The organism is Microvirga ossetica (assembly GCF_002741015.1).
Classification (GTDB): domain Bacteria; phylum Pseudomonadota; class Alphaproteobacteria; order Rhizobiales; family Beijerinckiaceae; genus Microvirga; species Microvirga ossetica.
In genome coordinates, this window is sequence record NZ_CP016616.1 from 197,357 (window position 1) to 222,329 (window position 24,973).

Sequence of the window (24,973 nt, forward strand, 5' to 3'; positions counted from 1 at the left end):
AGGGCGTTGCAGTCGAACTCACTCCACCGTCACGGATTTCGCGAGATTGCGCGGCTGGTCCACGTCCTTACCCATGAAGACGGCTGTGTGATAAGCGAGCAGCTGGATCGGAACCGCGTTGAGGATCGGCGCCACGATGGGATGGACCGACGGCATCACGATGGTGGCCATCGTGTCGAGACCGGCTTCCAGCGCGCCGCGCTCGTCCGTGATGAGGATGATGCGGCCGCCGCGGGCCGCGACCTCCTGCATGTTCGACACGGTCTTCTCGAAGATGCTGTCGTACGGCGCGATGACGATCACCGGCATCGTCTCGTCGATGAGCGCGATGGGGCCGTGCTTGAGCTCGCCCGCCGCATAGCCTTCGGCGTGGATGTAGGAGATTTCCTTGAGCTTCAGGGCCCCTTCCATCGCCAGTGGATAGGATGTGCCGCGCCCGAGATAGAGAACGTCCTTGGCCTTCGAGAGATCGCGGGCCAGGATCTCGATCTGGTGTTCCCGCTTCATCGCCTCGGTCATCTGACCGGGAATGGCGATGAGGGCATTCACCAGCTCCTTCTCATCCTCGACACTCAATGTGCCCCGCGCCCGGCCTGCCGCAATGGCAAGCGACAGCAGCACCGTCAGCTGGCAGGTGAAAGCCTTGGTCGAGGCGACGCCCACCTCGACGCCGGCGAGCGTCTGCGCAATGACGCCGCTCTCGCGCGCCATGGTCGAGGTCGGCACGTTCACCACGGAGAGCGTGTGCTGCTTTTCAGAGGTAGCGTAGCGAAGCGAGGCGAGCGTGTCGGCGGTCTCGCCCGATTGGGAGACGAACAGCGCAAGGCCGCCCGGCTCGAGCGGAGCCTCGCGATAGCGGAATTCGGAAGCCACATCGATCTCGACCGGAATACGGGCGAGGCGCTCGAACCAGTATTTCGAGATCAATCCGGCGAGATAGGCCGTACCGCAGGCCGAGATCGAGATGCGCTTCAGATCCCTGAAATCGAACGGCAATTCGATAGGCAGTTCAACTCGTTCGGAGGTGAAGTTGACATAGTGCGCGAGCGTGCGTCCGACGACTTCCGCCTGCTCGTGGATCTCCTTCGCCATGAAGTGGCGGTAATTGCCCTTGTCCGCTAAGAAGGAGCCGACGGGGATCTTGTGGCGGGTCCGATGCACCGGCTTGCCCGACTCGTCGTGGATATCGGCGCCCCTGTGTGTCAGGATCGCCCAATCGCCATCGTCCAGGTAGGCGACCTCGTCGGTGAACGGCGCCAAGGCCAGCGCGTCGGAGCCGAGATACATCTCGCCTTCCCCGTAGCCGATGGCGAGCGGCGCGCCGTGGCGCGCGCCGATCAGAAGGTCCTCTTCACCCGAGAACAGGAAACCGAGGGCAAAGGCACCGCGCAGGCGTGGTAGGGTCACGGCGACGGCCTCGATCGGCAGGCGGCCCTGGTGGATTTCGTAGGTGACGAGCTGGGCCACAACTTCCGTGTCCGTCTCGGTCTCGAACCGGATGCCCTTGGCCTCGAGACCTGTCTTCAGCTCGCGGAAGTTCTCGATGATGCCGTTATGGACCACCGCCAGCTTGTCGGTGGCATGGGGATGGGCATTGGTCTCGTTCGGCTTGCCGTGGGTCGCCCAACGGGTATGCCCGATGCCGATCACGCCGGATAGGGGCGACTGGGATAGCTTGGTTTCCAGGTTGCGCAGCTTGCCCTCGGCCCGGCGGCGGTCGAGCCGGCCGTCCTCAAGCGTTGCCACACCGGCGGAATCATAGCCGCGATATTCAAGCCGCTTGAGCGCTTCCACAATCTGTGGCGCGACCGGCGTCTTCCCAACAATTCCAACGATTCCGCACATCCCCAGCAACTTCCTTATGCAATGCAGTCAACGCTACGCTTATCGCTTCTCATATAGAGACGCGGCCCCCGGGCGGAATCAACTTGCGTAACCTATTGTGACAGGTGGTGTTATTTCTTCTTCGCGGCGAGGGCCTTTTCCCGGAATTCTATGGCCCAGCCTTCCTTTACAATCTGACGTCCGCGCCCCAGGCCCAAGGCGTCATCTGGTATATCGTCCGTAATAACTGAGCCGGATCCCACGAATGCACCCTTGCCGATGCTGATGGGGGCCACGAGGGCGGAATTCGAGCCGATGAAGGCGCCCTCGCCGATCTGCGTCCGATGCTTGCCGAAGCCGTCGTAGTTGCAGGTGATGGTGCCCGCGCCGATATTGGCCTCGGCCCCGATGCTGGCATCGCCGAGATAGGTCAGGTGGCTGACCTTAGCGCCGGCGCCGAGTTCCGTGTTCTTGATCTCGACGAAGTTGCCAACCTTGGCCTTGGGCCCGATGGAGGCGCCCGGGCGAAGGCGGGCGAAGGGGCCGATGCCGGCGCCGGAGGCGATCCGCGCGCCCTCCAGATGGCTGAAGCTGTGGATGACGACGCCGGCCTCCACGACCACGTCGGGACCAAAGACCACATGCGGCTCCACCACCACATCCTGGCCGAGCCGGGTGTCGTGGCTGAAGAAGACCGTCTCGGGTGCGACGAGGGTCACGCCCGCCGCCATTGCCTCGTGGCGCAGGCGGTCCTGGATCATGCGCTCGGCTGCCGCGAGTTGGGCCCGGTCGTTGATGCCGTGGACCTCCTCTTCCGGGACGACGGCGATGGCCGCCCGGTGCCCGAGATCGCGGGCGATCTCGACGAGGTCCGTCAGGTAGTACTCGCCTTTGGCGTTGTCGTTCTTCACCCGGTCGAGAAGGGCCAGCGCCAGATCGCCCCGGATGGCCATCAGGCCTCCGTTGCAGAGCGTGATCGCCCGCTCCGATTCAGTCGCATCCTTGTGCTCGCGAATGGCCAGAAGCTGGTCGCCGGACGTGATGAAGCGCCCATACCCCGTCGGATCCTTCGCCTCGAAGCCCATCGCGACGACGGCGGCCCCCTCCGCAAGCGGCGCGCGCAGCTTGGCGAAGGTTTCCGGAAGGACGAGCGGCGTATCGCCATACGCGACGATCACGTCGTCCGTCCGTTGCTCCAGAGCCTCCCGCGCGCTCAGAACCGCATGAGCCGTGCCAAGCCGGTCCCTCTGCACGAAGATGCGAGCCTCCGGCAGGGCTTTCTGAGTTTCCTTCGCCACGTCCTCGTGATCGGGTCCGATGACGACGGCGGTGCCCGTGGCGCCGGCCGCTTTCAGGGCCGCGAGCACATGTCCGAGCATGGAGCGGTTGGCGACCTGATGCAGCACTTTCGGCTTGCTGGATTTCATCCGGGTGCCTTCGCCTGCCGCGAGAACGATGGCGAGGCAGCTGCGAGGTGAAGACGGCATGTTGGGATCGGTCGAGGTCATAAAGTTTCAATCCGGTAGCGCAGTGCGCTCGAGCTAGATCCGAAGAGGTATCTCTGCAGACATTTGGTGAGCGATGAGGCGGTTTTCCTGCCTGGGCGTCGTTTACTTCATGCTCACGATTGACGATATGTATAAGACATTCCAACTGTCTGGCTGAAAAGCCTCGTTCACACAAGAGTATCGCCGTGCCGGTTCCGCCAGAGGGCCAGTCCCCCTTTCATCCTCGCCGGCGCGACATGCTGGCTTATATCGGCGCCTCCGTCGCCGGGCTGGCCTACGCGCCGGTTGCCCAAGCTCAAACGACGCAGGCCACGATTGCCGCAAGGATGGGCGAGAAACAACGGTTCGACCCGGCGGTCGTGATCGACATCGCGCGACAGCTCTCCAAGAAGCCGTACGTGGCCACCCCCAACGACCTGCCGGACGTGTTCGGAAACCTGAATCAGGAACAATATTCCGCGATCCGCTATACGCAGCCGCCGATCTGGAGCACGGAGTCCCGCGGCATTTCCGTCGAGCCCCTTCACCGCGGCTTCGTGTTCCGGGATGCGGTCGACCTATACGTCGTCGAGGACGGAGCCGTTCGCCGGATCGCCTATAGTCCATCCCAGTTCGATTTCGGCCGCATCACGTTACCGAACAACATAGCCGATATCGGCTATTCGGGCTTCAAGCTCATCGCCCAGATCGGAAACGGCCGGCCATTCGATTTCGCATTCGTCCAGGGCGGGACTTTCTTTCGCGCCATCGCACGGGGCCAGACCTACGGCGCGATCGCGCGCGCACTGACGCTCAGACCCGCGGAAGCGAGAGGCGAGGAATTCCCGATCTTCCGCGCCTTCTGGCTCGAGCGCCCGGCCGTGGGCAGCAATGCCATCACCGTGCATGGCGTTCTCGATTCGGAATCCACATCCGGTGCCGTCCGGATGACGTTCCGGCCCGGCGACATGACCATCGTCGATGTGGAAACGACGCTCTTCCCTCGCGTCAATCTCGAACATGTGGGTCTCGGCGGAATCGCCTCGACCTATCTTTACGGGCCGAACGACCTCCTCAACTCCGACGACATCCGCCCGGCGGTCTACGAATCCTCCGGACTGCAGATGCTGAACGGCTCGGGCGAATGGCTGTGGCGTCCCCTGCACAATCCGGAAACCCTGCAGATCTCGGCTTTCGTCGACAACTCGCCGCGCGGCTTCGGGCTGCTGCAGCGGGAGCGGTCCTACGAGGCGTTCCAGGACGACGACCTGCGCTTCGAGCGCCGCCCGAGCGTCTGGATCGAGCCCCTCGGCGATTGGGGCCAGGGCAGCGTTCAGCTGCTGGAAATTCCCACGGACGCCGAGATCAACGACAACATCCTCACCTATTGGCGTCCGAAGGCTCCGATGGCGGCGGGATCCGAGGTCCCGGTGGCCTATCGGCAGTACTGGGGCTGGAATTCGCCCGAGCGCCCGCCGCTCGCCATCGTAACCGCCACCCGCTCCGGCCGCGGTACAGGCGGCCGGCGGCGGCGGTTCACCGTTGACTTTACCGGGGATACGTTGGGTGACAATTTGCCGGCGGACCTTAAATCGGTTCTAACCGTTGGCCCCGGAACGTTCCAGAACCTCAAACTTTTGCCATATCCGGAACGAAAAACAGTACGTGTTGCGTTCGAGCTTGACCCGGGCAACGAAAACGCGTGTGAGATGCGCCTGATCCTTGAAGCAGGCGGGAAACCGATTAGCGAGACATGGCTTTATCGTTGGACTCCGTAAGCCCCGACTCGAACCCGAATGTAGCTGCCCTCGAGCGGCCCGCATCCGCTATGCCCCCCGAAAAGCACCTCGACATGCCGACCCAGTCACTCCGGCACTGGTCGAGCGCGGGGGAGCGCAAGCCTGTTCTTCAGCATCCGCGGCTCGGCACCTGGCTCGCCCGGCTCTTCGTGTTCGGCGGTGGATTGCTGCTAACCGCCTACGGCACCTACGAGATGTACCAGGTCGTGTCGGTGAGCCGCACGACGGCCCTCCAGTGGGTGCTGGTCGGATTATTCACGGTCAACTTCTCCTGGATCGCGATTGCCTTCACCAGCGCGCTGCTCGGGTTCCTGGCTCTCCTGAGGCGCCCCGGCCATCGCGGCCCCTTGCCAGCCACCCTGCAGCACCGAACCGCGATCGTCATGCCCGTCTACAACGAGCAGACTGACCGCACCTACGCAGCCCTCGAGGCGATCTACGAGTCGGTCCAGGCGACCGGGCTCGGCGAGCATTTCGATTATTTCATCCTTTCCGATACGACGCATCCGGATGCCTGGATCGCGGAGGAGCGCGCCTTCCTGGCCTTGAGGGAGCGCCTCGGCCCCGGCGCACGGTTCTATTATCGCCATCGGCCGAAGAACCATCACCGCAAGGCCGGCAACATCGCCGACTTCGTGTCGCGCTGGGGCGGGCATTACGAGCACACGCTCGTGCTCGATGCGGACAGCCTCATGACCGGCGACTGCATCGTGCGCCTCGCCGCCGCCATGGAGGCCGATCCCGACGCCGGCATCATCCAGTCGCTGCCGCTCATCATCAACCGCAACACGCTCTTCGCGCGTGTCCAGCAATATGCCGCCCGGGTCACCGGCCCGGTCATCGCCATGGGCCTTGCCGTCTGGATGGGGCGCGACGGCAATTACTGGGGCCACAATGCGATCATCCGCACCAAGGCTTTCGCAGCCCAGGGCGGCCTGCCGGATCTGAAGGGCAAACCGCCCTTCGGCGGCCATATCCTGAGCCACGACTTCGTCGAGGCGGCTCTGCTGCGCCGCGCGGGCTGGTCGGTCTACATGCTGGCCGACCTCCAGGGCTCCTACGAGGAAAGCCCGCCCTCGCTGATCGATCTCTCCGCCCGCGACCGGCGCTGGTGCCAGGGCAATCTCCAGCACATGCGGGTCATCGGCGCCAAGGGCCTCAAGCTTCCGACGCGTCAGCATTTCGCCACCGGCATCATGTCCTATCTGGCCTCGCCGTTCTGGCTGTTCCAGCTGATCGTCGGTATCGCGCTGGTTCTTCAGACCACCTATATCCGGCCGGAATATTTCGCCCGCGACTTCCGCCTCTATCCGATCTGGCCGCGGTTCGACCCCGAGCGAGCCCTCGCCCTGTTCGCGCTCACCATGGGCATCCTGCTCGCGCCGAAAGTCTTCGGGCTCCTGCTGATGCTCATCCGTGGCGACGATCGCCGCGCCTCCGGAGGTGCGATCCGGCTGATCGTTTCATCGACGATCGAAATTATCCTGTCCGCTCTCCTGGCGCCGATCCTGATGCTGATCCAGTCGGGCTCCGTGTTCCAGATCCTGCTCGGACGCGACACGGGCTGGCAGCCGCAGCGCCGCGACGACGGGTCGATCCCCTTCAAGGATATTGTTCGCCGTCACCGCGCGCACACGGTCCTTGGAGCGCTCGCAGGCATCTCCGCCTTCATGATCGCCACGTCCCTGTTCCTTTGGATGTCGCCCACGATCATCGGCCTGCTGCTCGCGATTCCCCTCTCCTGGCTCAGCGGGCAGCTGGGCGCGGGTCTGGCATTAAAGCGTCTCGGACTGCTTCGCACGCCCGAGGAGTATCGGCCGCCGGATATCGCCACCCGCGCCAACGAGCTTCAGGCCCGCAACGCCGGTTTCGGCTTCGACGATGCCGACAGCCTCCGGGCGATCTTTGCCGATCCGATTCTACGGGAGCGCCACGTCGAGATGCTTCCTCAGGCCGCTCCGCGCAAGCGCGGCGTCATCGAGACCGAGCGGGCCCTGGCCGAGGCCAAGATCGTCGATGCCGAGACCGTCGAGGATGCGGTGGAATGGTTGCATAACAAGGAGCGCATGGTCGTGCTCCACGACCGCGCCCTGCTCGACATGCTGGTCAATCTCAAGCCCAAGCCGGCGGAAGCCCAGGCTGCCGAGTAAGGATCTCATCGAAACCGGAGCTTCAGGCCCCGGTTCCCATTTTGGCTGCGGGCGCAGCCCTCTCGCTGTCGCCCGCCACCTCGCTCAGCACCCAATCCCGGAACGCTTCGATCTTGGCGGATCGCCTGCGCGCTTTCGGATAGACCAGCCAATAGCTCCGATCCGTGGTGGCCAGCAGGTCGAAGGGCTTGACGAGCCGCCCTGACGCCAGATCGTCCGGGAAGAAGAACGGGTTGATGAGTGCCACGCCCTGACCTGCAATGGCCGCCATGCCTTCGAACTGCTGCACCCCGAGCGAGTTGTCCGGGCGACGGGATAGATCGACGTCGTGCAACCCTGCCGCAGCGAACCAATCCAGCCACCACGGATCGCTCGGCGAGATGAGCGGCAGTTTGAGAAGGTCGATGGGCTCGCGCAACTCGACATCTTGGAGCAGCTCCGGGCTGCAAACAGGCGTGAACTGATTGGGAAACAGGACATGCGTCTCGAGCCCCGGCCATTCCCCCGTACCGCTCCTGATTCCGATGTCGAACTCGCTCTGCGCGAATTCGACCATCTCGGTCGAAACGGAAATCTGAACCGCAATGTTGGGATGAAGCTGCCGGAAGTGTCCCAGGCGCGGAACGAGCCAATTGGATGCGAAGGTCGAGAGGGTGGTGATCGACAAAACCGTCTGAACCGCTTCCTCGACGCCGGCGAATGCGTTCCGCAAAGCCTCGAGAGCCTCCGTCACGGCCGGCGCAAGCTGTCGTCCCTTCGCCGTTAGCGTCACCTGGCGCGGCAGGCGGATGAAGAGCGGTGCGCCGACCCGATCCTCGAGGATCTTGATCTGATAGCTCACGGCGGCCTGCGTCATCCCGAGTTCCTCGGCCGCGCGGGTAAAGCTCTGATGGCGCGCCGCCGCTTCGAAGACTCTGACGGCGCTCATGGGGGGAAGCTTGGAAGGCAGTTTCGGCATCGTCGATCCATAAGGGCTCCTTATGCCAGCCCATTGGCAATTGCTTTGTCAAGCTCCCCGAGCAGGCGCATCCTCATGACATCACAGAGGGCGGGGACGCCCTCGGCAAACAACCAAGTAGGCTGTCATGAGATACGAAGATGCCCGCCGCCTTAGCGGCGTCGAGAGTGCTTGGATGCGCGTGAAATTCTGGTTCCGGCCCGTTTTCCCGCAGGCGGGGCTGGTCATTTCGGACCTGAGCCACCTCTCGGATCACGAGAGGCGCGATATCGGCCTCCCCGAGCAGGTCCGCTACATGGATGGCGAGCCGGTCCGCTCCCTGGACTGGCACACCCTGAAGGACCGGCGATAAGCACGTTGGTCAGGACGTCAGGCGGCTCGGCTTGAGTTCGCCGCTCTGTTCGAGCAGCGAATGACCGGTCGAGGCGATGTGAGCCTCGATGCGCTTGAGATCGCGCACGATGTCGAGCTGGAGCGTGCTGGTGTCCCCGGCCGCCCGGCCCAACCGCAACTGGTCGAGATGCTTCTGGGTGACCGCGCGTTCGAGATCGCGGAATCGCTCTTTCTCGGAGACGAGCCTGCGGGCGGAGCCGATGTCCTGGAACATGAGCACGGAAGCCGCAAGCTGCAGGTGCTCCAGGAGCTTCCCGTGCATACCGGTGATGTCGTCCAGACTGTCCTTCGGCAGGCGCAGGTGATTCTTGATGCGCTTGGCGGCGAGCTCCATCAGGTTCTTGTCGATGATGTCGCCCACGTGCTCCAGGTTGATGGCGAAGGCGAGAATGTCCGACAGGCGCTTGGCCTCGCCCTCGCTCAGGGCCTCATGGTTGATGGAGCTCAGATAGCGGCGGATCGCGCTGAAGAGCCGGTCCAGCACGTCGTCCGTGCGGCTGACCTGATCGACCCGGCCGATATCGCCCTGCCGGAAGAGATCCTGTGAGCTGCGGAGCATGGAATCGACCGTGTCGACCATGCGCAGGACCTCGCGGGCGGCATTCGACAGGGCGACGGACGGTGTATCGAGCGCGTCCTTGTCGAGATATTGCGGCATGCCGGGATCCGACGCCCGGAGTCTCTCGGGGAAGAGCTTGAGCAGCAGCTCCGCGATCCATGGCAGCGGCAGGATGAAGATGGCCGCGACCGCGACATTGAACAGCGTATGGAAATTCGCCGCCAGACGGGCCGGGTTCGGATCGAAGACCGACATCGCCGACAGGATCGGGTCGATCAGCGGCAGGGCTACGAGGCAGCCCAGGACCCGCATGGCGAGATTGCCGAACGGCACCCGAAGTTTGACGGGATCGCCGCTGGTGCCCTCAAGCAGCGGATTAAGGGAGCTGCCTAGATTGGCGCCGAGCACCATCACCATCGCCGAATGGGCGTCGATCACGCCGGCCGTCGCCAGGGACATGATGAACAGCATCGCGGCGACGCTCGAATGGGCAAGCCACGCAAAGGCCGCCGACAGAAGAACGAGAATGAGCGGATCCGGAGCGATCACCGCGAGAAGGTCCTTGAGAACCTTCGACGATTCGATCGGACGAACCGTCTCGCCGAGGAGATGCAGCGAGAGCAGCATCAGCCCCAGGCCGATGGTCACGCGCCCGAGGTCCTTGACGCGGCTTGTCTTGCCTCTGCGGTAGGCGATGAAGCCGCCGAAGACCAGGGCCGGAAAGATCAGGGAGACGTCGAAGGACAGGACCTGCACGATCAGCGTCGTACCCACATTCGCGCCGAGCATGACGGCCAGGGCCGGCACCATGTCGACAGCACCGCCCGCGGTGAAGGATGACACCATCAGTGCCGTGGCGGTGCTGCTCTGCAGGACCGTCGTAACGCCGACGCCGGCGAGGAAGGCCTGAAGGCGCGTTCTGAGCGCCGTTCCGAGGATCCAGCGCAGATCGCTGCCGAACGCGCGTTGAACCCCACTGTTGACCATGGTGATTCCCCACAGAAGCAGGGCGATTTCACCGAGAAGATGGATCAGGACGGAGGTCGCGGACATTCAATCCTCGGGACTCAATACAATTGCACAATCCTCTTGCTTACCGGCCAATGGGCGGGACGGCAATAAGGGTTGCCGGCTAATAACGGCCATGTGCTGGAATAATCTGCGCAAAATGCCCGGATTCATGCATGGATCGAGGCGCCGGAGGGGACTTTCCGCAGCGGTAGAAAGCGATCTTCGACGCGCCGCTCGCAAGCTTGGCTTAATCCATAGGAATTCACTGCCAACTCCAAAGCTCGCAGAGATTTCGCTTGGAGCGATTTGGCTACTCCTTACGCATGCCGCCATCCCCATAAGGTCGTCTGCTCTTTTCCGCGGCGAGCCGGTACCCATGAAGTCTCCGGCTAAGTTCTAAGGCAGTTCTGCGTTGATGGAAAATATCTCACTGGTAAGTGTGCGAGGACGTGAGATGGGTTTGGACGATCCATTTCCAATCGAGAAATGCTCCGGACGGGTCCGGGGGGCAATCTTGACGGAATTTCATGGGCGCTGCCCGACCATCCGGGAAGTGGCGAGCATTTCCGATGCGCAGTGGCTGACCGTTCCCAATATCGGCCCGACGACCTTGGAGGAGCTGCGCAGCATGGCCACTCCCGTCCCTGACGGTGAGGTGCCATCGCCTGCAACAGGCATACCGGATGGAGAACTGCTCTCGAGACTGAACCGCCTGCAGCGCGAGCTGAACATTCTCGTCGGCGAAATCCGGGCGAGATTCACCTCAGGCGGCTCCAGTCGAAGTCAGCGATAGGTTCGGAGGCCGGCGAGCGGTCAGATCGCGAAAGGAAGAACGGCGCGCGTTCCGGAATGGCGCCGGTCGAATTCGATGGCGGACTGCAGATTGGACGCCATGGCCTTCACGATCTTCGTGCCAAGTCCGCTCCCCTGCACTTCCCCGGTGCCGTTCCACCCGATCCCGTCATCCTCGACCACCAGCGCCGCCTTCGTTCCATCTGACGACAGCGCAACGCGAATCTCGCCGCTCGCGCCCGGGGGATAGGCATACTTGAACGCGTTCGTGACGAGCTCGGTCACGATGACTCCGACGGAAACCGCCCTGTCGGTCGGGATCGAAATGGGTTCCGCCACGAGCGTGATGGTGTGCTCGCGCCCGGCGGCGCGCATCGCGCCTTCCAGTTCCTCGACGAGTCCCTCGAGGTAGGTGTCCATCTCGACGAAACGCACATCGTTCGACGTATAGAGGCGGCGATGGATCTGCGAGATCGCCGTGATGCGGCTCTGTGTTTCCGTCAAAGTATCCCTGGCAACGGTATCGCTGCCGAGTGCCCGCTGCTGCATGGCGACGAGGGAGGCGACGAGCTGCAGGCTGTTGGCGACGCGGTGGTTGACCTCGCGGAGCAGCATCTCCGCCCGCTCGCGCGCCTCGCGCATCTCCCGCTCCGCGGCCTCTTTCTCCCGGCGCAGCCGCTCGGCCGCAAGGGCCTGCTCGGCCGCCGAGCGGAGAAGGTCGAGAAAGACCCCGCCGACATCCTTGATCACATAGTCGACGGCTCCCGCCTTGAGAGCCGCGACGGCGATCCGCCCTTCATCGGCCCCGGTGACGTAGATGACGGGCGGCGGGTCGGTGAGAGTCCTGATTTCGGCAAGAACCTCCAGGCCCTCCTTGCCAGGCATGAAGTGATCGAGTGCGACGATCTCGAAGCGCCCTTCGACAAGCCGGCTGAGTCCTTCGTCCCCGCTCAGGGCGTGGCTGACGTGAAAGCCGTGGCGCGACAGCGTGCGTTCGACGAGGCGGCCCAAGCCGGGATCGTCGTCGATATACAGAAGTCGGATCGATGGGCTCTCAGCGGCGCCTTGGCTCATAGGGTTTCGGGAACCTGGATGACAGAGAGGAACAGTCCCAGCTGCCGGATGGCCTGGGAAAAGGATTCATATTCGACGGGCTTGGTGATGTAGACGTTGGCGCCCAGATCGTAGCACCGCTGAACCTCGCGCTGATCGTCTGTCGTTGTCAGCACCACGACCGGAGCCCGCTTCAGCTTCTCGTCGCCCTTCAACTTGGCGAGGATCTCGACGCCGTTCATATCCGGTAGGTTGAGGTCAAGCAGAACCAGGAAAGGTCCTGCATTGCGCACCTCGTCGCTGAACAGGTGCTCGATGGCGCCGGTGCCGCTGGCGAAAGTACGGATCTCGTTGCAGACGCCCGCGCGACGGATATTCTTCTCGATCAGGCGCGCGTGTCCCTCGTCGTCCTCGACCATGATGATGGTGACAGGGTGCTGCTGGGGCATCAGGCGGCTTCCGAACTCATGCTGGCATATTTTGGCAGGACGACCGTGAAGGTCGAGCCCTCCCCCAGCCGGGACGATACGGAGATCGTCCCGCCGAGCCTTCGCACAAGGGCGCGCACATGTGCAAGCCCGATGCCTTCGCCCTGCTGATCCTGGACGCCGGAGCGTCGGAAAAGATCGAAGACCCGCTCGAAATCCTTGGGATCGATCCCGCGGCCGTTATCCTCGATTTCATAAGCGACATTGGCTCCGAGATCGCGTCCCCGGATCGCGATGCGCCCGGAACGGGAGGGATCCACGTATTTGACCGCATTGTCGATCAGGTTTCCGAAGATCTGCTCGATTGCCAGACGGTCGCCGGTCAGGTCTGGCACCGGCTCGATGGTCAGCTCCGCGCCCCGCTCCTGGAGCTGATGTGCGACGCTCTGGCGCTGAGCCTCGAGCAGCTGCCTCATCCCGATCAACTCGGGCGCCAGGACTCGCCTTCCCTCGCGTGAGAGCTTGAGGATCGCGTTGATCAGCTTGTCCATCTTCACGGTCGAGGACCGGATGAACCCGATGGCCTCGGGAAGATCGGCTTCCACGGCCGTGCGGGTTTCCGCAGAGACCAGATTCGAATCCGTGTCCAGAACCTTGCGATAGAACTGCTCGATCACCGCCTGAGCGCTTTCAAGCTCGCTCGTGAAACCCATGACGTTGACGAGCGGCGCGCGCAGGTCGTGGCTCACGATATAGGCGAAACGCTGGATCTCGTCGTTCGCCGCATCGAGCTCCGCGACCCGCTCCGCCAGGATCGACGCGAGCCGGCCGGTCTCGGCCTCGTTCCGAAGCGCCTGCTCGCGGCTCTCGCGAAGTTCGTCCTGCGCCTGTTTCAGCGCGTGGATATCGGTGCAGCTGCCGTACCAGCGCGTGATCCGGCTTTGTTCATCGCGAACCGGCTGCGCCCGCCCGAGCACCCAGCGATATTCGCCCGAGCGATGACGCAGCCGGTACTCGATATGATACGGCTCTCCCGTCGCCAGGCTGTGGCGCCAGATCTTCCAGGCGCGCGGCTGATCCTCCGGATGGAACATGCCGTTCCAGGCCTCGCCCTCCGTGGACCCATCCGGCACGCCGGTGAATTCGTACCAGCGTTGGTTGTAGTAGTCGTGATAGCCGTCCGGCTGCGTCGCCCAGATCATCTGGTCGATGGAATTGGCGATGACGCGGAAGCGCTCTTCACTCTCGCGCAGGGCTTCCTCGGTGCGCTTCTGCTCCGTGACGTCGTGGCCTTGGACGAAGATGCCGGACACCTGTCCGCTCGGGTCGAAGATCGGTTGATAGACGAAGTCCAGGAAGCGCTCATCCTGACCGCCGCCAGCATCCTGCTCGAGCACGACGCGGATGCTTCGCCCGACGAAGGGTTGGCCGCTGCGATAGACGCGATTGAGCAGATCGAGGAAGCCCTGCTCGACCACCTCCGGCAGCGCTTCCCGGACCGGTTTGCCGATGACGTTCTCGCGGCCGACCACCTGGAGATAGGCCGCATTCGCCATGGTGAAGACATGGTCCGGCCCGCTGAGGGCGGCCATGAAGCCCGGCGCCTGCTCGAACAATCCCCGCAGATGCTGCCGTTCCTCGCTCAGAGCCTCGTTGGCCTCCTGCACGGCCTGCGCCCGGCGAAACATGTCCGTCTCGATCAGGGCGGAACGTCCGTAGGACAGTGCGGAGCTCTTCGCCAGGTTCCGCAATCGGTGCAGTTCCGTCACGTCCACCGTGTGCTGCAGGATGAAGGTCAGCTCGCCCGCGTGGTTGAAAAGCGGCGTATGTGTCGCGCTCCAGTAGCGTTCCTCGAATCCCCGCCCGTTCGGCAAAGGAATGGCATACTCGATCAATGGCAGGTGATCCGCCGCCTTCTCGCGGACGACCTTCTCAAGGGAGCCGCGCAGCTGACGGTAGCTCGTCGAATCCGGATCGCTCGGAAAGGCGTCGAATATGTTCCGCCCGATCAGGTCCTCGCGTTCCCGCATCGTGACCTGGAGATAGGCGTCGTTCATACCGACGATGGTGAGCGAAAGATCGAGCAGGACATAGGGGTTGGGCGATGCGCTGAACAGCGCTTCGAAATTGATCGTCTTCAAGCGTTCAAGCTGGGCAGCAGCCCGCCCCCTAGGTTGGTGCCGAACAGAGCGTGTCGATATTTAGGCAGCTTTCGGTCGAGCGCCATAGGATGCACCCGATACGTCCCGACCTGTGACCGGAGAGACACGTTTCGTTCCGAGGCGCCGCTTGGAAAGCCGCTGGATCGCAGAAGGAATGGGCGATCATCGCTCGTATGTGATGCGCATCCTGGACGCTGCCTGCCGGGCCAGCTCGCGCGCTTCTTCGACCGTGTCGCCCGAAGCCAACGCTACGCCCATGCGCCGGTGCTTGCGGGTCGTCGGCTTGCCGAAAATACGCACCTCGACTTCGCCCTCCTCGGAACCCAGGGCAAGCGCCTCCTTCAGGCCGTCGATGGTGAAGCGCTCGGCCTCCCGGTCGGCCAGGATCACGGCGGAGGCGGTCGGGCCATGCAGCCGGACCTGCGGGATCGGCAGTCCGAGGATCGCGCGGGCGTGGAGATCGAACTCGGAGAGGTTCTGGGACAGGAGCGTGACGAGGCCCGTATCGTGCGGACGCGGGGACAGCTCGGAAAAGATCACCTCGTCCTTGGTGACGAAGAACTCGACGCCGAAGATCCCGTAGCCGCCGAGATCGTCGACCACCTTCCGGGCCATGTCCTTGGCGTCGTCGAGCAGTTTCTCCGTCATCGGCGTCGGCTGCCACGATTCCTGGTAATCTCCGCGCTCCTGCCGGTGCCCGATGGGCTCGCAGAACGATACCCCCTCGCGGGAGCGGATCGTCAGCAGGGTAATCTCGTATTCGAAGGCGATGAACTCCTCGACGATCACCTTCTTGCGGTCGCCGCGCATGTTCGCCACCGCATCGTTCCAGGCCTGCTCCAGCTCACCGGCCCTGCGAACGGTGCTCTGCCCCTTGCCCGAAGAGGACATGACCGGCTTGATGACGCAGGGCAGACCCGTATGCCCGGCCCCCGCCCTCACCTCCTCCAGACTTTCCGCATAGCGATATTTGGAGGTGCGCAGGCCGAGTTCGGTTGCAGCCAGCTCCCGGATCCGGTCGCGGTTCATGGTGAGCGAGGCGGCGCGGGCGGAGGGTACGACGGTAAAGCCCTTGTCCTCGAATTCCTGAAGCACCTCGGTGCGGATCGCCTCGATCTCCGGCACGATGAAATCGGGCTTGTGCTTCTCGATCGCTGCCCGGAGCGCGTCCGGATCGAGCATGGAGAAGACTTCGGCCTCGTCCGCCACCTGCATCGCCGGCGCATTCGCATAGCTGTCGCACGCCACCACATGGCAGCCGTAGCGCTTGGCCGAGATCACGAACTCCTTGCCGAGTTCGCCGGAGCCGAGGAGGAGGAGTCTGGCTGTGAACACGGGCGTGCCTTTCGTCTGTTTCGTCGGCTGGGAGGGGCTTGCGCCGATCCTCCATGGCAAATCGAGATGACGGGGTCGAGTCCTCACGCTTTCAACGCAGCTGGCTTATGCACATCACGGTGCACAGAGCCCATGCATTTGCCCATAAATCGGGCGCTTTATGCAGAGATTATCGGCTCACCCGCCTTTTTAGCATAGGGCGTGGATCCGGCGTTCTCCCGCTGCGTTCTTGAGCATCGGCACTGCCGGCTGCCGCGCTTGCACTGGACGCAGCCCTGCCGTCTCAATCGCGCATTACGCATTCGGAAGTTCAATGGGTTAAGGGGTTTATAGGAGAAGCCCGATGCTACCGAAGAAGAAAACATCTGAGAACCATGGCCGGCGCGTCACGAGGATCGAACCGCCCGTCCTTGAGGAAGCCGTTGCAGCGGCTCAGGGTCTGACGGACGACATCGAGAGCCAGATCGAAATTGCCTCGCAGCTCATGGGCATGTCGCAAGACGACGTGCGGCCGGTCGTCCTGAAGGCCTCGCCCCTGGCGCCGATCCGCCGGCCCGTGCGTCTGCCCGAGCGTTTTTCCATGCATGAGCGCAGCGAAGGTCCCAAGGTCGTGGTCGTGGAGCGCAGGCGCCCTCGCCTCGTCATGCCGCGCTAAGCCTGTTACTCTGTTGTCCAGCCGAAGGCGCCGGCCGCATCGGCCGGCGCCTTCGGCTGTGAGCGCGCCCCTCCCGCGGAATCTCCCGAAGATGGCCAAAGGTATCGTCCTTGCTTTTCTCGCCTTTGCCGTCTTCGCCTGGGGCGACGCGGTGGTGAAGGAGATCGGCTATGGCCTCGATCCGTTCGAGGTGACGTTCTTCGGCTATCTCATCCCCTTCCTGCTCTCGCCCGTCTTCATGAAGCCGGGCGACCGGCTGATCGATATCGTGCGCTGGAACAGGCCCTGGCTCATGGGGCTCAGGGTGTTCCTGATCGCCGCGACGACGCCGCTCAGCGTGATCGCATTCCGCAACCTGCCCTTCGCCGAGGCCTTCGCGCTGCTCTTCCTCATGCCGAGCCTCGTGACGATCCTCTCGATCTTCATCCTGAAGGAGCACGTTCGCTGGCGGCGCGGCCTCGCCGTCTGCGCGGCTTTCATCGGCGTGCTGATCATCGTCCGGCCCGGATTCAAGGAATTATTGCCCGGACACATCGCCGCCCTGGCTGCAGCCCTCTGCGCCGCCGGCGGCGTGATCACCGGCCGGCTGATCGGCCAGTCCGAGAAGCGCTTCACCCTGATCGGAACCGTCTTCCTCGCGACCACGCTCCTGGCCGGAATCCTGATGATTACCGGCTTCGCCTGGCCGACGGGACATCAATGGCTTCTGCTCTTCGCCTTCGCCGCGACCGCCTTCGTGGCGCAGGCGCTGTTCGTCGTGGCGACGATGTATGCCCCCGCCGACCGGCTCGGAGCGGCGCAATACAGCCAGATCCTCTGGGCTCTGGCGATCGGTGCGCTCTTTTTCGACGAATGGCCCGATGCCCTGGCCCTGCTCGGCATCTTCATCGTCGTGGCCGCCGGCCTGTTCATCTTCGCCCGCGAGCAGACGCTCAAGCGGGGCCATTCTCCGGCGAATGCGGCGGCCGAACCGGCCCCGGCGGAAACTGCGGCCAGTCCCGGCCTGCACTGACACCCATCCAGGGTGCGACTTCTGCGCCTGCCTTCGTTTCCCCGCCATGCCTGCCGCCCTATCTCCCAGGGCCCAGGGTCCCGAGCGCTCGATATCCGGGCAGGGCCGAGGTTGACAGGGTGTTCCGTGACAGGCGCGTATATCAACCGGATCGGCACGGCGGTGCCGCAGAACGACGTCCACCAGACCTTCATCGGCTTCGTCGATCAGTTCCTATCCGAGCGGAAGGACAAGCTTCTGTTCAGACGAATGGTCCAGCGATCCGGAATCGAGCATCGCTACTCGACCCTCACGCCGAGCGAGAATCTTGAGCTGGCTGCCGACCGAGAGGGCTTCTTCCAGCCCGGGCAATTCGTCGGCACCGGGACCCGGATGGAGCGCTTCGAAACCCATGCGATCGACCTCGCGGAAGAGGCCATCGAGGCCCTGGACCTCGGAGAAAGCCTTACATCCGTCACGCATATGGTCGTGGCCTCCTGCACCGGCTTCACCGCGCCGGGCCTCGACCAGCAGATCATGGAGCGCCTGAACCTCAACCCCTCGCTTGAGCGCACCATGGTGGGTTTCATGGGCTGCGCCGCCGCCGTGAACGCCCTGAAGGTGGCGCATCACATCGTCCGCTCCGAACCTGCGGCGAGGGTTCTGGTGGTCAATCTCGAACTCTGCACGCTCCACCTGCAGGAGACGTCCAACCTCGAAGTCATCCTGAGCGCCCTGCTCTTCGGCGACGGATGCGCCGCGAGCCTCGTGTCGGCCGAGCCCCAGGGCATTGCGCTGAAGGATTTCCGTGTCGCGACCATACCGGACACGCGAGACCTCATCACATGGCGGATCGGCGATGCCGGGTTCGAGATGAGCCTCTCGGGCGAGGTCCCGCAGCAGATCGCGCGGGCGCTCCAGCGCGAGGCGACCCGCAACGACGACGACGGCATCCTGCGCGGGCAGCACAAGGAGGATTTCGACCTGTGGGCCGTTCACGCGGGCGGCCGGACCATCCTCGATGCCGTCGAGCAGGGGCTCGACCTCGATCCCGACGCCCTGCGCTGGTCACGCGGCGTCCTGCGCGATTTCGGCAATATGTCATCCGCGACCCTGATGTTCGTGCTCGACCGCATGATGCAGCAGGCTCCACCGGCCTCGAACGGTTTCGGGATGGCCTTCGGACCGGGGCTCGTCGCCGAGACCTTCCGCTTCACCCTGACCGGATAGCGCGTCCATGGCCCGGAGCTTCGCGGAGCGCAGCCACGAGACGGAGCTGATGGACACGGAAACCGTCAGCCTCGACGATTACCGCGCCTGCCTGAAGGACCTTTCCACCGTCAACGCCTTGACCCTCACGCACCGCCCCATAGTGCAATGGCTCAACCGTGCCACGCGCGGCCTCAAGGAGGGCGAGCGCGTCAGCGTGATCGATGTCGGCTACGGCTATGGCGACCTGCTGCGAAAGATCCACGAATGGAGCCGGCGCAGGAACCGGAACATCGAGCTGATCGGCGTCGATCTCAACCCCATGAGCGAGCCTATCGCCCGCGCGGCGACCCCGGCCGACATGGCCATCGATTACCGAACCGGCAACGTCTTCGATTTCAAGCCCGAATGCCCTATCGATTTCATCATCAGCTCGCAGACGACGCATCACATGTCGAACGATGAGCTTGCCGTCTTCATCCGCTGGATGGAACAGGTGGCAACACGCGGCTGGTATATCGCCGACCTCCACCGCCATCCCGTGCCTTTCCATTTCTTCCGCGCCCTGTCATGGGCCGCGCGCTGGCATCGCTTCGTCCGCCACGACGGGCCGGTCTCGATCGCCCGCAGCTTCCGGCGCGAGGAATGGGAGCGCATCCTGGCAGCGGCCGGGATTCCGCCCGGGTCAGCAAAAATCCGCTGGCACATCCCCTTCCGCCTTTGCGTGAGCCGCCTGAAATGAACGACGTGCGCGAGGAGGAGATCGTGATCGTCGGCGGCGGCCTTGCCGGCGCCTCGGCCGCCTGCATCCTCGCCGATGCGGGACGCCCGAACCTGCTGATCGAGCGCGATCCCGAGCCGCGGCACAAGGTCTGCGGCGAGTTCCTGAGCATCGAGGCGCAGACATATCTGGCCGATCTCGGTCTCGATCTCGACAGGCTGGGAGCAAGCCGAATATCGCGCATCCGCCTTGCCCACGGCCGGAGCACGACCGAAGCCGACCTGCCTTTCCTCGCCCGCGGGCTGTCACGCAGGATCCTGGACGAAGCTCTGCTGCGGCAGGCGACATCCCGGGGAGCCAGGATCCTGCGCGGCGTCTCGGTAAGAGAGATCGCGACGAACGGCACCGGCATCAGCCTCGCTATGGGATCCAGCGCGCCGATCCTGGCGGAAACTCTCTTCCTGGCATCGGGCAAGCACGACGTGCGAGGCGCCAAGCGGGTGCCAGCCGGGACGATGAACGATCTTATCGGCTTCAAGGGACATTATCGGCTGGCTCATGCGCAGCAGGTTGCGCTCGAAGGCTGTGTCGAGGTGATGCTTTTCTCAGGCGGCTATGCGGGACTGCAGCTCGTCGAAGGCGGCATCGCCAATCTCTGCCTCGTGGTCACGCGACAAGGCTTCGACGAGGTCGGCAAGAGCTGGGACCGACTGCTCGACCGCATCGCCGATGATTGCTCTCACCTGGGCACGCGCTTGGGAGGCGCGCAGCCGCTCTTCGAGCGTCCTCTCTCGATCTTCCAGATCCCTTACGGCTATCTCCATGCCCCGGATGCGGGAGAGCCGCCCGGCCTGTTCCGCCTCGGCGACCAAGCTTCGGTCATTCCCTCCTTTACCGGCGACGGCATGTCGATCGCGCTTCATAGCGGCCGCCTCGCCGCCACGACTTTTCTCGCGCAGGGACAGGCTGGCGCGAACTTTCACCGGCAACTTCGTGCGGACGTTCAACGCTCGCTCCGCTTCTCCTCAGCCCTGAACGCAGCCGTGCGTTACCGGGTGGGCCGTCATGCTGTGTTTCATCTCTGCCGCGCCTGGCCCGCCGCCATGCGCCACCTGACATCGCTGACCCGGGTGCAGGAGACATCCGTGACCGCAGCACTGGCGGCCCGATGATCGCTCCTCGGCAGATCCAGACCTCCGCCGACGTTGCCGAGCATTACGATGAGCTCGACCCCTTCTATCGCGAGATCTGGGGCGAGCACGTCCATCACGGCCTCTGGACGAAAGGGGATGAGACTCCGGATCAGGCGGTCGAGACGCTGATCGCGCATCTGGCCGACCGGCTGGCTATGGAACCGGGACAGCACATCTGCGACGTCGGCTGCGGCTATGGTGCGACCGCGGAATGGCTCGCCACGCATCATGGTGTGCATGTGACCGGTATCACCCTTTCATCCGCGCAGCTCCGGCAGGCGGAAAAGCGCGAGACCGGAGCGCCCCTTCTCCGGTTCATGCGGCAGGATTGGCTGGAGAACAAATTCGAGGACAACGCCTTCGACCGCATCGTCGCCATCGAAAGCTCCGAGCACATGTCGGACAAACAGCGTTTCTTCGACGAGGCCTATCGCACGCTTCGCCCCGGCGGCCGGCTCGGCATCTATGCCTGGCTTGCCCGCGACCGCGTGCACCCTTGGGAGGAACGTCATCTGCTCGAGCCCATCTGCCGCGAAGGCCGCCTGCCGGGCATGGGCAGCGAGGCCGATTATCGCGACTTCGCGGCGAGAGCGGGTTTTATGGTCGACGGGTTCGAGGATCTGAGCCGGAAGGTACGGCGTACCTGGACACTCTGTGCGGGGCGCGTTGCCAGGAAGCTCGCGACTCAGCCGCAGTACCGACGCTACCTTCTCGACGCCCGCTCGAAGAACCGGGTCTTTGCCCTGAGCCTGCTGCGCATCTGGGCGGCCTATGTGGCGGGCTCGATGCGCTATGGTCTGCTCATGGCCTCCAAGCCTGCCGACGACAGGGCTTAAGCCTGCGAAAGCCGCTCCGCCGTCTCGGCCGCTCCCATGGCGGCGGCGAGTTGCCCAGCGTTCAGTCCGCCGGCGTCTCGCGCCTGAGGATCGGCGCCACGTTCAAGCAGCACGTCGACGATCTCGCTGCGGTTGAACATGGCCGCGATCATCAGCGGCGTCTTTCCGCCGTCGCTGCGGCCATCGACATCCGCTCCGCCGTCCAGAAGGGCCATGATCGTCGCCATGTCGCCCTTGAAGGCAGCGCCGGCAAGCGGTGTCTGGCCGCGATCGTTGGCAAGTTCCGGATCGGCGCCGTGCTCCATGAGAACCCGCACCGTATCGGCGTGGCCGTGATAGCTCGCCAGCATCAGGAGCGAGTCGCCCTTCTCGTTGCGCAGGTTCGGCGGCAGGCCCATGCGCAGCAACTCGCCAAGCTCCTGCGCCTGCCCTGCCCGCGCATGCTGGAAGACGCGTTGCGCGAAGGCGATGGTTTCCTCGTCCAGTTCCGGCGCTGGCTTGGGCGGGTCGTTCTGCATGGCGCGCTCCTGGATCGGCTAGTCGGAGGTCAGCTGCTTGGCGAGAAGGTCGAGGGCGGCTGGCGCATCGACCCCAAGGGTGACCTGCACCGGAGACCCATCCTCGTCGATCGTCAGAGCACCGGCGTCCTCGACCGCCCCGACATCGACGCTCAGGCGCAGCTCTTCGACACGAAAGAGTTCCGGCGCGAGGGCGTACAGCATCACGCAAGGGTCGTGCAGAGGGCGGCTTTCCTGATGCGTCGCAGCCTCGAAATAGGATTCGATGAGGTGTGCTACCATCGCGGCGGCAGGCTTCCCGCTCTTCGACAGACCTTCCGTAAACTCGCGCGAAGCCCGCACGCGGCGGGTCACGTCGAGCGGGATAAGCACGAGCGGCAGCCCCGATGCCACGACGGCCGCCGCCGCTTCGGGATCCGCCCAGAGATTGAACTCGGCACGCGGCCCGACATTGCCGCGCTCGTGGATCGCGCCTCCCATGGCGACGATCCGGCCGATGCGCTTTGCCGCATCAGGCTTTTCGAGAACGAGCCGTGCCAGATTGGTGAGCGGCCCGAGCGCCAGCACATCGACGGTTCCGGCCGGCTCCCTGAGCAGGAGGTCCGCGAGCCATGCGACGGCCGGTCGGGTCTCGGGGTCCTGGCCTGGTTGTGGCAGCGCCACGCCGCCGATGCCGTCCGTTCCATGCAGATTGAGCGGCTCCGGTCCCGGCCGCGACAGGGGGGCTGCGGCGCCGGAGAAGACGGGAATATCCTCCCGGCCCGCGAAGGCCAGCAGCCGGCCTGCATTGCGCGTCGTCGTCTCGATGCCGATGTTGCCGGCCACCGTGGTGATCCCGGCAATCGAGAACTCCGGCGAAACGAGCGCCAGAAGGATGCCGATGGCATCGTCGATTCCCGGATCCGTATCGATGACGACAAGGCGGGGTTTTGCATGGGGCATGATGGGGGTAGAAACCTTGCTTTGAATCGGCCGCCCCTTATCCGACAGCGGGCGACATTTGACCATATCCACAGGTGACCTTTGACCCATTCCTTCCCGCTTCCCGACGACCTGCTCGTGAATGCTGCGGACGAGGTGAAGATCCGCCAGGATCTGGTTCTGGTCGCGCTGGGCAAGCGCCCAGCCAACATGCTCCTGCGCGTCGGCCGCCTGCTCGACGTTCACACCCGCACCTGGTTGGAGGATCAGGAGATTGCCATCCGCGGCCGGCGTATCGCCTGGACGGGACCCGCCGGAACGTTCCCCGGGACCGCTGCGGCACAGGCCGAGAGGCCCGGTCTAAGCGCCGTTCCCGGTTTCGGCGAGGTGCACAAGCACATCGAAAGCTCGCACATCACGCCGGAATACGAAGCGGCCCTCGTCCTCCCGCGCGGCAACACCTGGACCTGCGAGGCGAGCCACGAATTTTCCAACGTCGATGGCGCCCACAATCTCGAGTTCTGGCTCACCGCCCGGCGGCACGGCTCGCCGATGAAGATCTTCCCCCTGCCCGGCTCGGCAGTACCACCCACCGCCTATGAATGGGGCGGCGGCTATTACGGCTACGACGAGCAGGCGGATTTCCTGAAGCAGAGCCTGATGGTCGCCGGCCTCGACGAGGTGATGGACTGGCCCGCCGTCTGGAACCCGGAGAACCCCTCCCATAAGCGTCTCTGGGGCATGATCCAGGCCACGTTCGAGAAGCGCGGCGTGGTCGAAGGCCACGGCGCGGGCCTGCGCGACCTCAATTCCATCAACGCCTTCGCCGCGGCTGGCCTAGCCTCCGACCACGAGGGTTGGACGGCTGAGGAGGTGTGGGACAAGCTGCGCCATGGCATCTTCATCGAGATCAGGCCGCATTCCATGCCGGAGATCATCGCGGGCCTGATCGAGCGCGGCCTCACCGACTGGTCGCAGGTGGCCTTCGCCACCGACGACCGCAGCGCCTCCGACACGCTGAAGAGGGGCGCGACCGATCACAATGTGCGTCTTGCGATCCAATCCGGCCTCACGCCGGAGATCGCGATCCAATGCGTCACGATCAACCCGGCGCGCCACATGCGGCTTACACCCTGGGTCGGCAGCATCGCACCGGGACGTTTTGCGGATATCGTACTGCTCGACGATGTGGAAAAGCTCTCCATTACCGAGGTCTGGGCCGATGGGGAGCCCATTTCGAAGGGGATGGAATATCTTGGACCCCTGCCCGCTATCGACTGGCCCGAATGGGCCTCGCAGACCGTAAACATCAAGCGCAGAATCGAGCCCGAGGATTTCGCCATCGCTGCCGAGAAAGGTCGGGAGACCATGCAGGCGGCTTTGCTGCGGCCGTTCCACTGGCACGACGAGTTCATCACCATGGAGCTCTCGACCGAGAACGACGAGGTTCAGCGCGATCCTGACCGGAACGTGACGAAATTCGCCATCGTCGACCGCTTCTCCGGCGAGGCCAAAATCTCCCGGATGTTCTGGCTCGGATGCGGCCCGAAGACGCCCGATACGGCTGTTGGCTGCACGGTCGCGCACGACAAGCACAATCTCTGGATCGTCGGCTCTTCCGACGAGGCCATGGCGATGGTGGCGAACCGCGTCGCGGAGATCGGCGGCGGCTGGGTTCTCGTCAGCGGCGGCAAGGTTCTGGCGGAAGTGCGCTACGAGATCGGCGGGCTGATGACGCAGCGTCCTGCCGAAGAACTCGATGCCGAGATGCAGCAGCTTTACGGGGCGGCGGAAACAATCGAATGGCTTTACGAGCCGACCTTCTCGCCGCGCTGGTATCCGGGTTTTCCCGAACGCCTGCAATTCGCGACGCTGACCTGCGCGCCCTGGCGCTGGGTTCTGGTCGCGCCCTGCGAGGCCGCGCCGCAGGGCTTCGTCAATGTGGCGACCGGGCAGGTTCACCCGGTCGTCTGGTAGG

General features: G+C 64.2%; 21 protein-coding genes. 11 read left to right on the forward strand and 10 right to left on the reverse strand.

Features of this window, described 5'->3' with window-relative positions; genetic code table 11:
- Positions 1-18 precede the first annotated feature (18 nt).
- Positions 19-1,845: a glutamine--fructose-6-phosphate transaminase (isomerizing) gene (gene glmS, locus BB934_RS00830; RefSeq protein ID WP_099507945.1), complete on the reverse strand. Its 1,827-nt coding sequence runs from the start codon at positions 1,843-1,845 to the stop codon at positions 19-21.
- Between the two features lie 110 nt (positions 1,846-1,955).
- Positions 1,956-3,332, reverse strand: a complete 1,377-nt coding sequence (gene glmU, locus BB934_RS00835) for a bifunctional UDP-N-acetylglucosamine diphosphorylase/glucosamine-1-phosphate N-acetyltransferase GlmU (protein ID WP_099507946.1) — start codon at positions 3,330-3,332, stop codon at positions 1,956-1,958.
- A 185-nt stretch (positions 3,333-3,517) separates the two neighbouring features.
- On the opposite strand from glmU, the gene BB934_RS00840 reads away from it, so the two are divergent.
- Positions 3,518-5,089, forward strand: coding sequence for an OpgD/OpgG family glucan biosynthesis protein (locus tag BB934_RS00840; RefSeq protein ID WP_237050132.1), 1,572 nt, complete (start codon positions 3,518-3,520; stop codon positions 5,087-5,089).
- Positions 5,065-7,260 (forward strand): glucans biosynthesis glucosyltransferase MdoH, encoded by a 2,196-nt coding sequence (gene mdoH / locus BB934_RS00845; RefSeq protein ID WP_099507947.1) that lies wholly within the window; start codon positions 5,065-5,067, stop codon positions 7,258-7,260. Before BB934_RS00840 ends, mdoH begins: the two co-directional genes overlap by 25 nt.
- 22 nt (positions 7,261-7,282) lie before the next feature.
- Here the strand turns inward: mdoH and gcvA are convergent, their stop codons facing one another.
- Positions 7,283-8,218, reverse strand: coding sequence for a transcriptional regulator GcvA (gene gcvA / locus BB934_RS00850; RefSeq protein ID WP_099507948.1), 936 nt, complete (start codon positions 8,216-8,218; stop codon positions 7,283-7,285).
- A 127-nt stretch (positions 8,219-8,345) separates the two neighbouring features.
- Between gcvA and BB934_RS46695 the strand changes: the two genes are divergently transcribed.
- Positions 8,346-8,570 carry a hypothetical protein gene (locus BB934_RS46695; RefSeq protein ID WP_157933950.1) on the forward strand — a complete coding sequence of 75 codons (225 nt, stop codon included), beginning with the start codon at positions 8,346-8,348 and terminating at the stop codon, positions 8,568-8,570.
- A gap of 9 nt (positions 8,571-8,579) precedes the next feature.
- Here the strand turns inward: BB934_RS46695 and BB934_RS00855 are convergent, their stop codons facing one another.
- Complete coding sequence (locus tag BB934_RS00855) at positions 8,580-10,223, reverse strand: Na/Pi cotransporter family protein (protein WP_099507949.1); 1,644 nt, start codon at positions 10,221-10,223, stop codon at positions 8,580-8,582.
- Between the two features lie 472 nt (positions 10,224-10,695).
- On the opposite strand from BB934_RS00855, the gene BB934_RS00860 reads away from it, so the two are divergent.
- Positions 10,696-10,974 carry a hypothetical protein gene (locus tag BB934_RS00860; protein ID WP_157933951.1) on the forward strand — a complete coding sequence of 93 codons (279 nt, stop codon included), beginning with the start codon at positions 10,696-10,698 and terminating at the stop codon, positions 10,972-10,974.
- A 20-nt stretch (positions 10,975-10,994) separates the two neighbouring features.
- Here BB934_RS00860 and BB934_RS00865 read toward each other — a convergent pair whose 3' ends face one another.
- The 4 genes from BB934_RS00865 to purT all read right to left on the reverse strand — a co-directional run bounded on the left by BB934_RS00865 (position 10,995) and on the right by purT (position 15,951).
- Complete coding sequence (locus BB934_RS00865; RefSeq protein WP_099507951.1) at positions 10,995-12,047, reverse strand: sensor histidine kinase; 1,053 nt, start codon at positions 12,045-12,047, stop codon at positions 10,995-10,997.
- Positions 12,044-12,475 carry a response regulator gene (locus BB934_RS00870; RefSeq protein WP_099507952.1) on the reverse strand — a complete coding sequence of 144 codons (432 nt, stop codon included), beginning with the start codon at positions 12,473-12,475 and terminating at the stop codon, positions 12,044-12,046. The genes BB934_RS00865 and BB934_RS00870 overlap by 4 nt, the downstream gene beginning before the upstream one ends.
- Entirely contained in the window at positions 12,475-14,595 is a 2,121-nt protein-coding gene (locus BB934_RS00875; RefSeq protein WP_099507953.1) for a PAS domain-containing sensor histidine kinase, read from the reverse strand. Before BB934_RS00875 ends, BB934_RS00870 begins: the two co-directional genes overlap by 1 nt.
- Before the next feature lie 183 nt (positions 14,596-14,778).
- The gene (gene purT / locus BB934_RS00880; protein ID WP_099507954.1) at positions 14,779-15,951 is read right to left on the reverse strand and encodes a formate-dependent phosphoribosylglycinamide formyltransferase; all 1,173 of its coding nucleotides are present in this window, start codon (positions 15,949-15,951) and stop codon (positions 14,779-14,781) included.
- A gap of 343 nt (positions 15,952-16,294) precedes the next feature.
- On the opposite strand from purT, the gene BB934_RS00885 reads away from it, so the two are divergent.
- The 6 genes from BB934_RS00885 to BB934_RS00910 all read left to right on the forward strand — a co-directional run bounded on the left by BB934_RS00885 (position 16,295) and on the right by BB934_RS00910 (position 21,556).
- The gene (locus tag BB934_RS00885) at positions 16,295-16,606 is read left to right on the forward strand and encodes a hypothetical protein (RefSeq protein ID WP_099507955.1); all 312 of its coding nucleotides are present in this window, start codon (positions 16,295-16,297) and stop codon (positions 16,604-16,606) included.
- 91 nt (positions 16,607-16,697) lie between these two features.
- On the forward strand, positions 16,698-17,618 hold the full coding sequence (locus BB934_RS00890) for a DMT family transporter (RefSeq protein WP_099507956.1): 921 nt from the start codon (positions 16,698-16,700) through the stop codon (positions 17,616-17,618).
- Positions 17,619-17,744: 126 nt separating this feature from the next.
- Positions 17,745-18,827, forward strand: a complete 1,083-nt coding sequence (locus BB934_RS00895; RefSeq protein WP_099507957.1) for a type III polyketide synthase — start codon at positions 17,745-17,747, stop codon at positions 18,825-18,827.
- Positions 18,828-18,834: 7 nt separating this feature from the next.
- Positions 18,835-19,548 (forward strand): methyltransferase domain-containing protein, encoded by a 714-nt coding sequence (locus BB934_RS00900; RefSeq protein ID WP_099507958.1) that lies wholly within the window; start codon positions 18,835-18,837, stop codon positions 19,546-19,548.
- Positions 19,545-20,699, forward strand: a complete 1,155-nt coding sequence (locus tag BB934_RS00905) for an NAD(P)/FAD-dependent oxidoreductase (protein ID WP_099507959.1) — start codon at positions 19,545-19,547, stop codon at positions 20,697-20,699. The genes BB934_RS00900 and BB934_RS00905 overlap by 4 nt, the downstream gene beginning before the upstream one ends.
- A complete protein-coding gene (locus BB934_RS00910; RefSeq protein ID WP_099507960.1) occupies positions 20,696-21,556 on the forward strand; it encodes an SAM-dependent methyltransferase in 861 nt (286 codons plus the stop codon). The genes BB934_RS00905 and BB934_RS00910 overlap by 4 nt, the downstream gene beginning before the upstream one ends.
- On the opposite strand, the gene BB934_RS00915 is transcribed toward BB934_RS00910, so the two are convergent.
- Positions 21,553-22,074 (reverse strand): ankyrin repeat domain-containing protein, encoded by a 522-nt coding sequence (locus tag BB934_RS00915; RefSeq protein WP_099507961.1) that lies wholly within the window; start codon positions 22,072-22,074, stop codon positions 21,553-21,555. The two genes, BB934_RS00910 and BB934_RS00915, sit on opposite strands and share 4 nt — an antisense overlap.
- 18 nt (positions 22,075-22,092) lie before the next feature.
- Positions 22,093-23,016, reverse strand: coding sequence for a nucleoside hydrolase (locus BB934_RS00920; RefSeq protein WP_099512565.1), 924 nt, complete (start codon positions 23,014-23,016; stop codon positions 22,093-22,095).
- An 81-nt stretch (positions 23,017-23,097) separates the two neighbouring features.
- Between BB934_RS00920 and BB934_RS00925 the strand changes: the two genes are divergently transcribed.
- A complete protein-coding gene (locus BB934_RS00925; protein ID WP_099507962.1) occupies positions 23,098-24,972 on the forward strand; it encodes an adenine deaminase in 1,875 nt (624 codons plus the stop codon).
- Position 24,973: the final 1 nt, after the last annotated feature.

What these genes read in the sequence shown, in the direction of transcription:
- glmS (WP_099507945.1), bottom strand. Translation starts at nt 1,845, where the DNA reads ATGTGCGGAATCGTTGGAATTGTTGGGAAGACGCCGGTCGCGCCACAG.
- glmU (WP_099507946.1), bottom strand. Translation starts at nt 3,332, where the DNA reads ATGACCTCGACCGATCCCAACATGCCGTCTTCACCTCGCAGCTGCCTC.
- mdoH (WP_099507947.1), top strand. Translation starts at nt 5,065, where the DNA reads ATGGCTTTATCGTTGGACTCCGTAAGCCCCGACTCGAACCCGAATGTA.
- gcvA (WP_099507948.1), bottom strand. Translation starts at nt 8,218, where the DNA reads ATGCCGAAACTGCCTTCCAAGCTTCCCCCCATGAGCGCCGTCAGAGTC.
- BB934_RS46695 (WP_157933950.1), top strand. Translation starts at nt 8,346, where the DNA reads ATGAGATACGAAGATGCCCGCCGCCTTAGCGGCGTCGAGAGTGCTTGG.
- BB934_RS00855 (WP_099507949.1), bottom strand. Translation starts at nt 10,223, where the DNA reads ATGTCCGCGACCTCCGTCCTGATCCATCTTCTCGGTGAAATCGCCCTG.
- BB934_RS00865 (WP_099507951.1), bottom strand. Translation starts at nt 12,047, where the DNA reads ATGAGCCAAGGCGCCGCTGAGAGCCCATCGATCCGACTTCTGTATATC.
- BB934_RS00870 (WP_099507952.1), bottom strand. Translation starts at nt 12,475, where the DNA reads ATGCCCCAGCAGCACCCTGTCACCATCATCATGGTCGAGGACGACGAG.
- BB934_RS00885 (WP_099507955.1), top strand. Translation starts at nt 16,295, where the DNA reads ATGCTACCGAAGAAGAAAACATCTGAGAACCATGGCCGGCGCGTCACG.
- BB934_RS00890 (WP_099507956.1), top strand. Translation starts at nt 16,698, where the DNA reads ATGGCCAAAGGTATCGTCCTTGCTTTTCTCGCCTTTGCCGTCTTCGCC.
- BB934_RS00900 (WP_099507958.1), top strand. Translation starts at nt 18,835, where the DNA reads ATGGCCCGGAGCTTCGCGGAGCGCAGCCACGAGACGGAGCTGATGGAC.
- BB934_RS00905 (WP_099507959.1), top strand. Translation starts at nt 19,545, where the DNA reads ATGAACGACGTGCGCGAGGAGGAGATCGTGATCGTCGGCGGCGGCCTT.
- BB934_RS00910 (WP_099507960.1), top strand. Translation starts at nt 20,696, where the DNA reads ATGATCGCTCCTCGGCAGATCCAGACCTCCGCCGACGTTGCCGAGCAT.
- BB934_RS00915 (WP_099507961.1), bottom strand. Translation starts at nt 22,074, where the DNA reads ATGCAGAACGACCCGCCCAAGCCAGCGCCGGAACTGGACGAGGAAACC.
- BB934_RS00920 (WP_099512565.1), bottom strand. Translation starts at nt 23,016, where the DNA reads ATGCCCCATGCAAAACCCCGCCTTGTCGTCATCGATACGGATCCGGGA.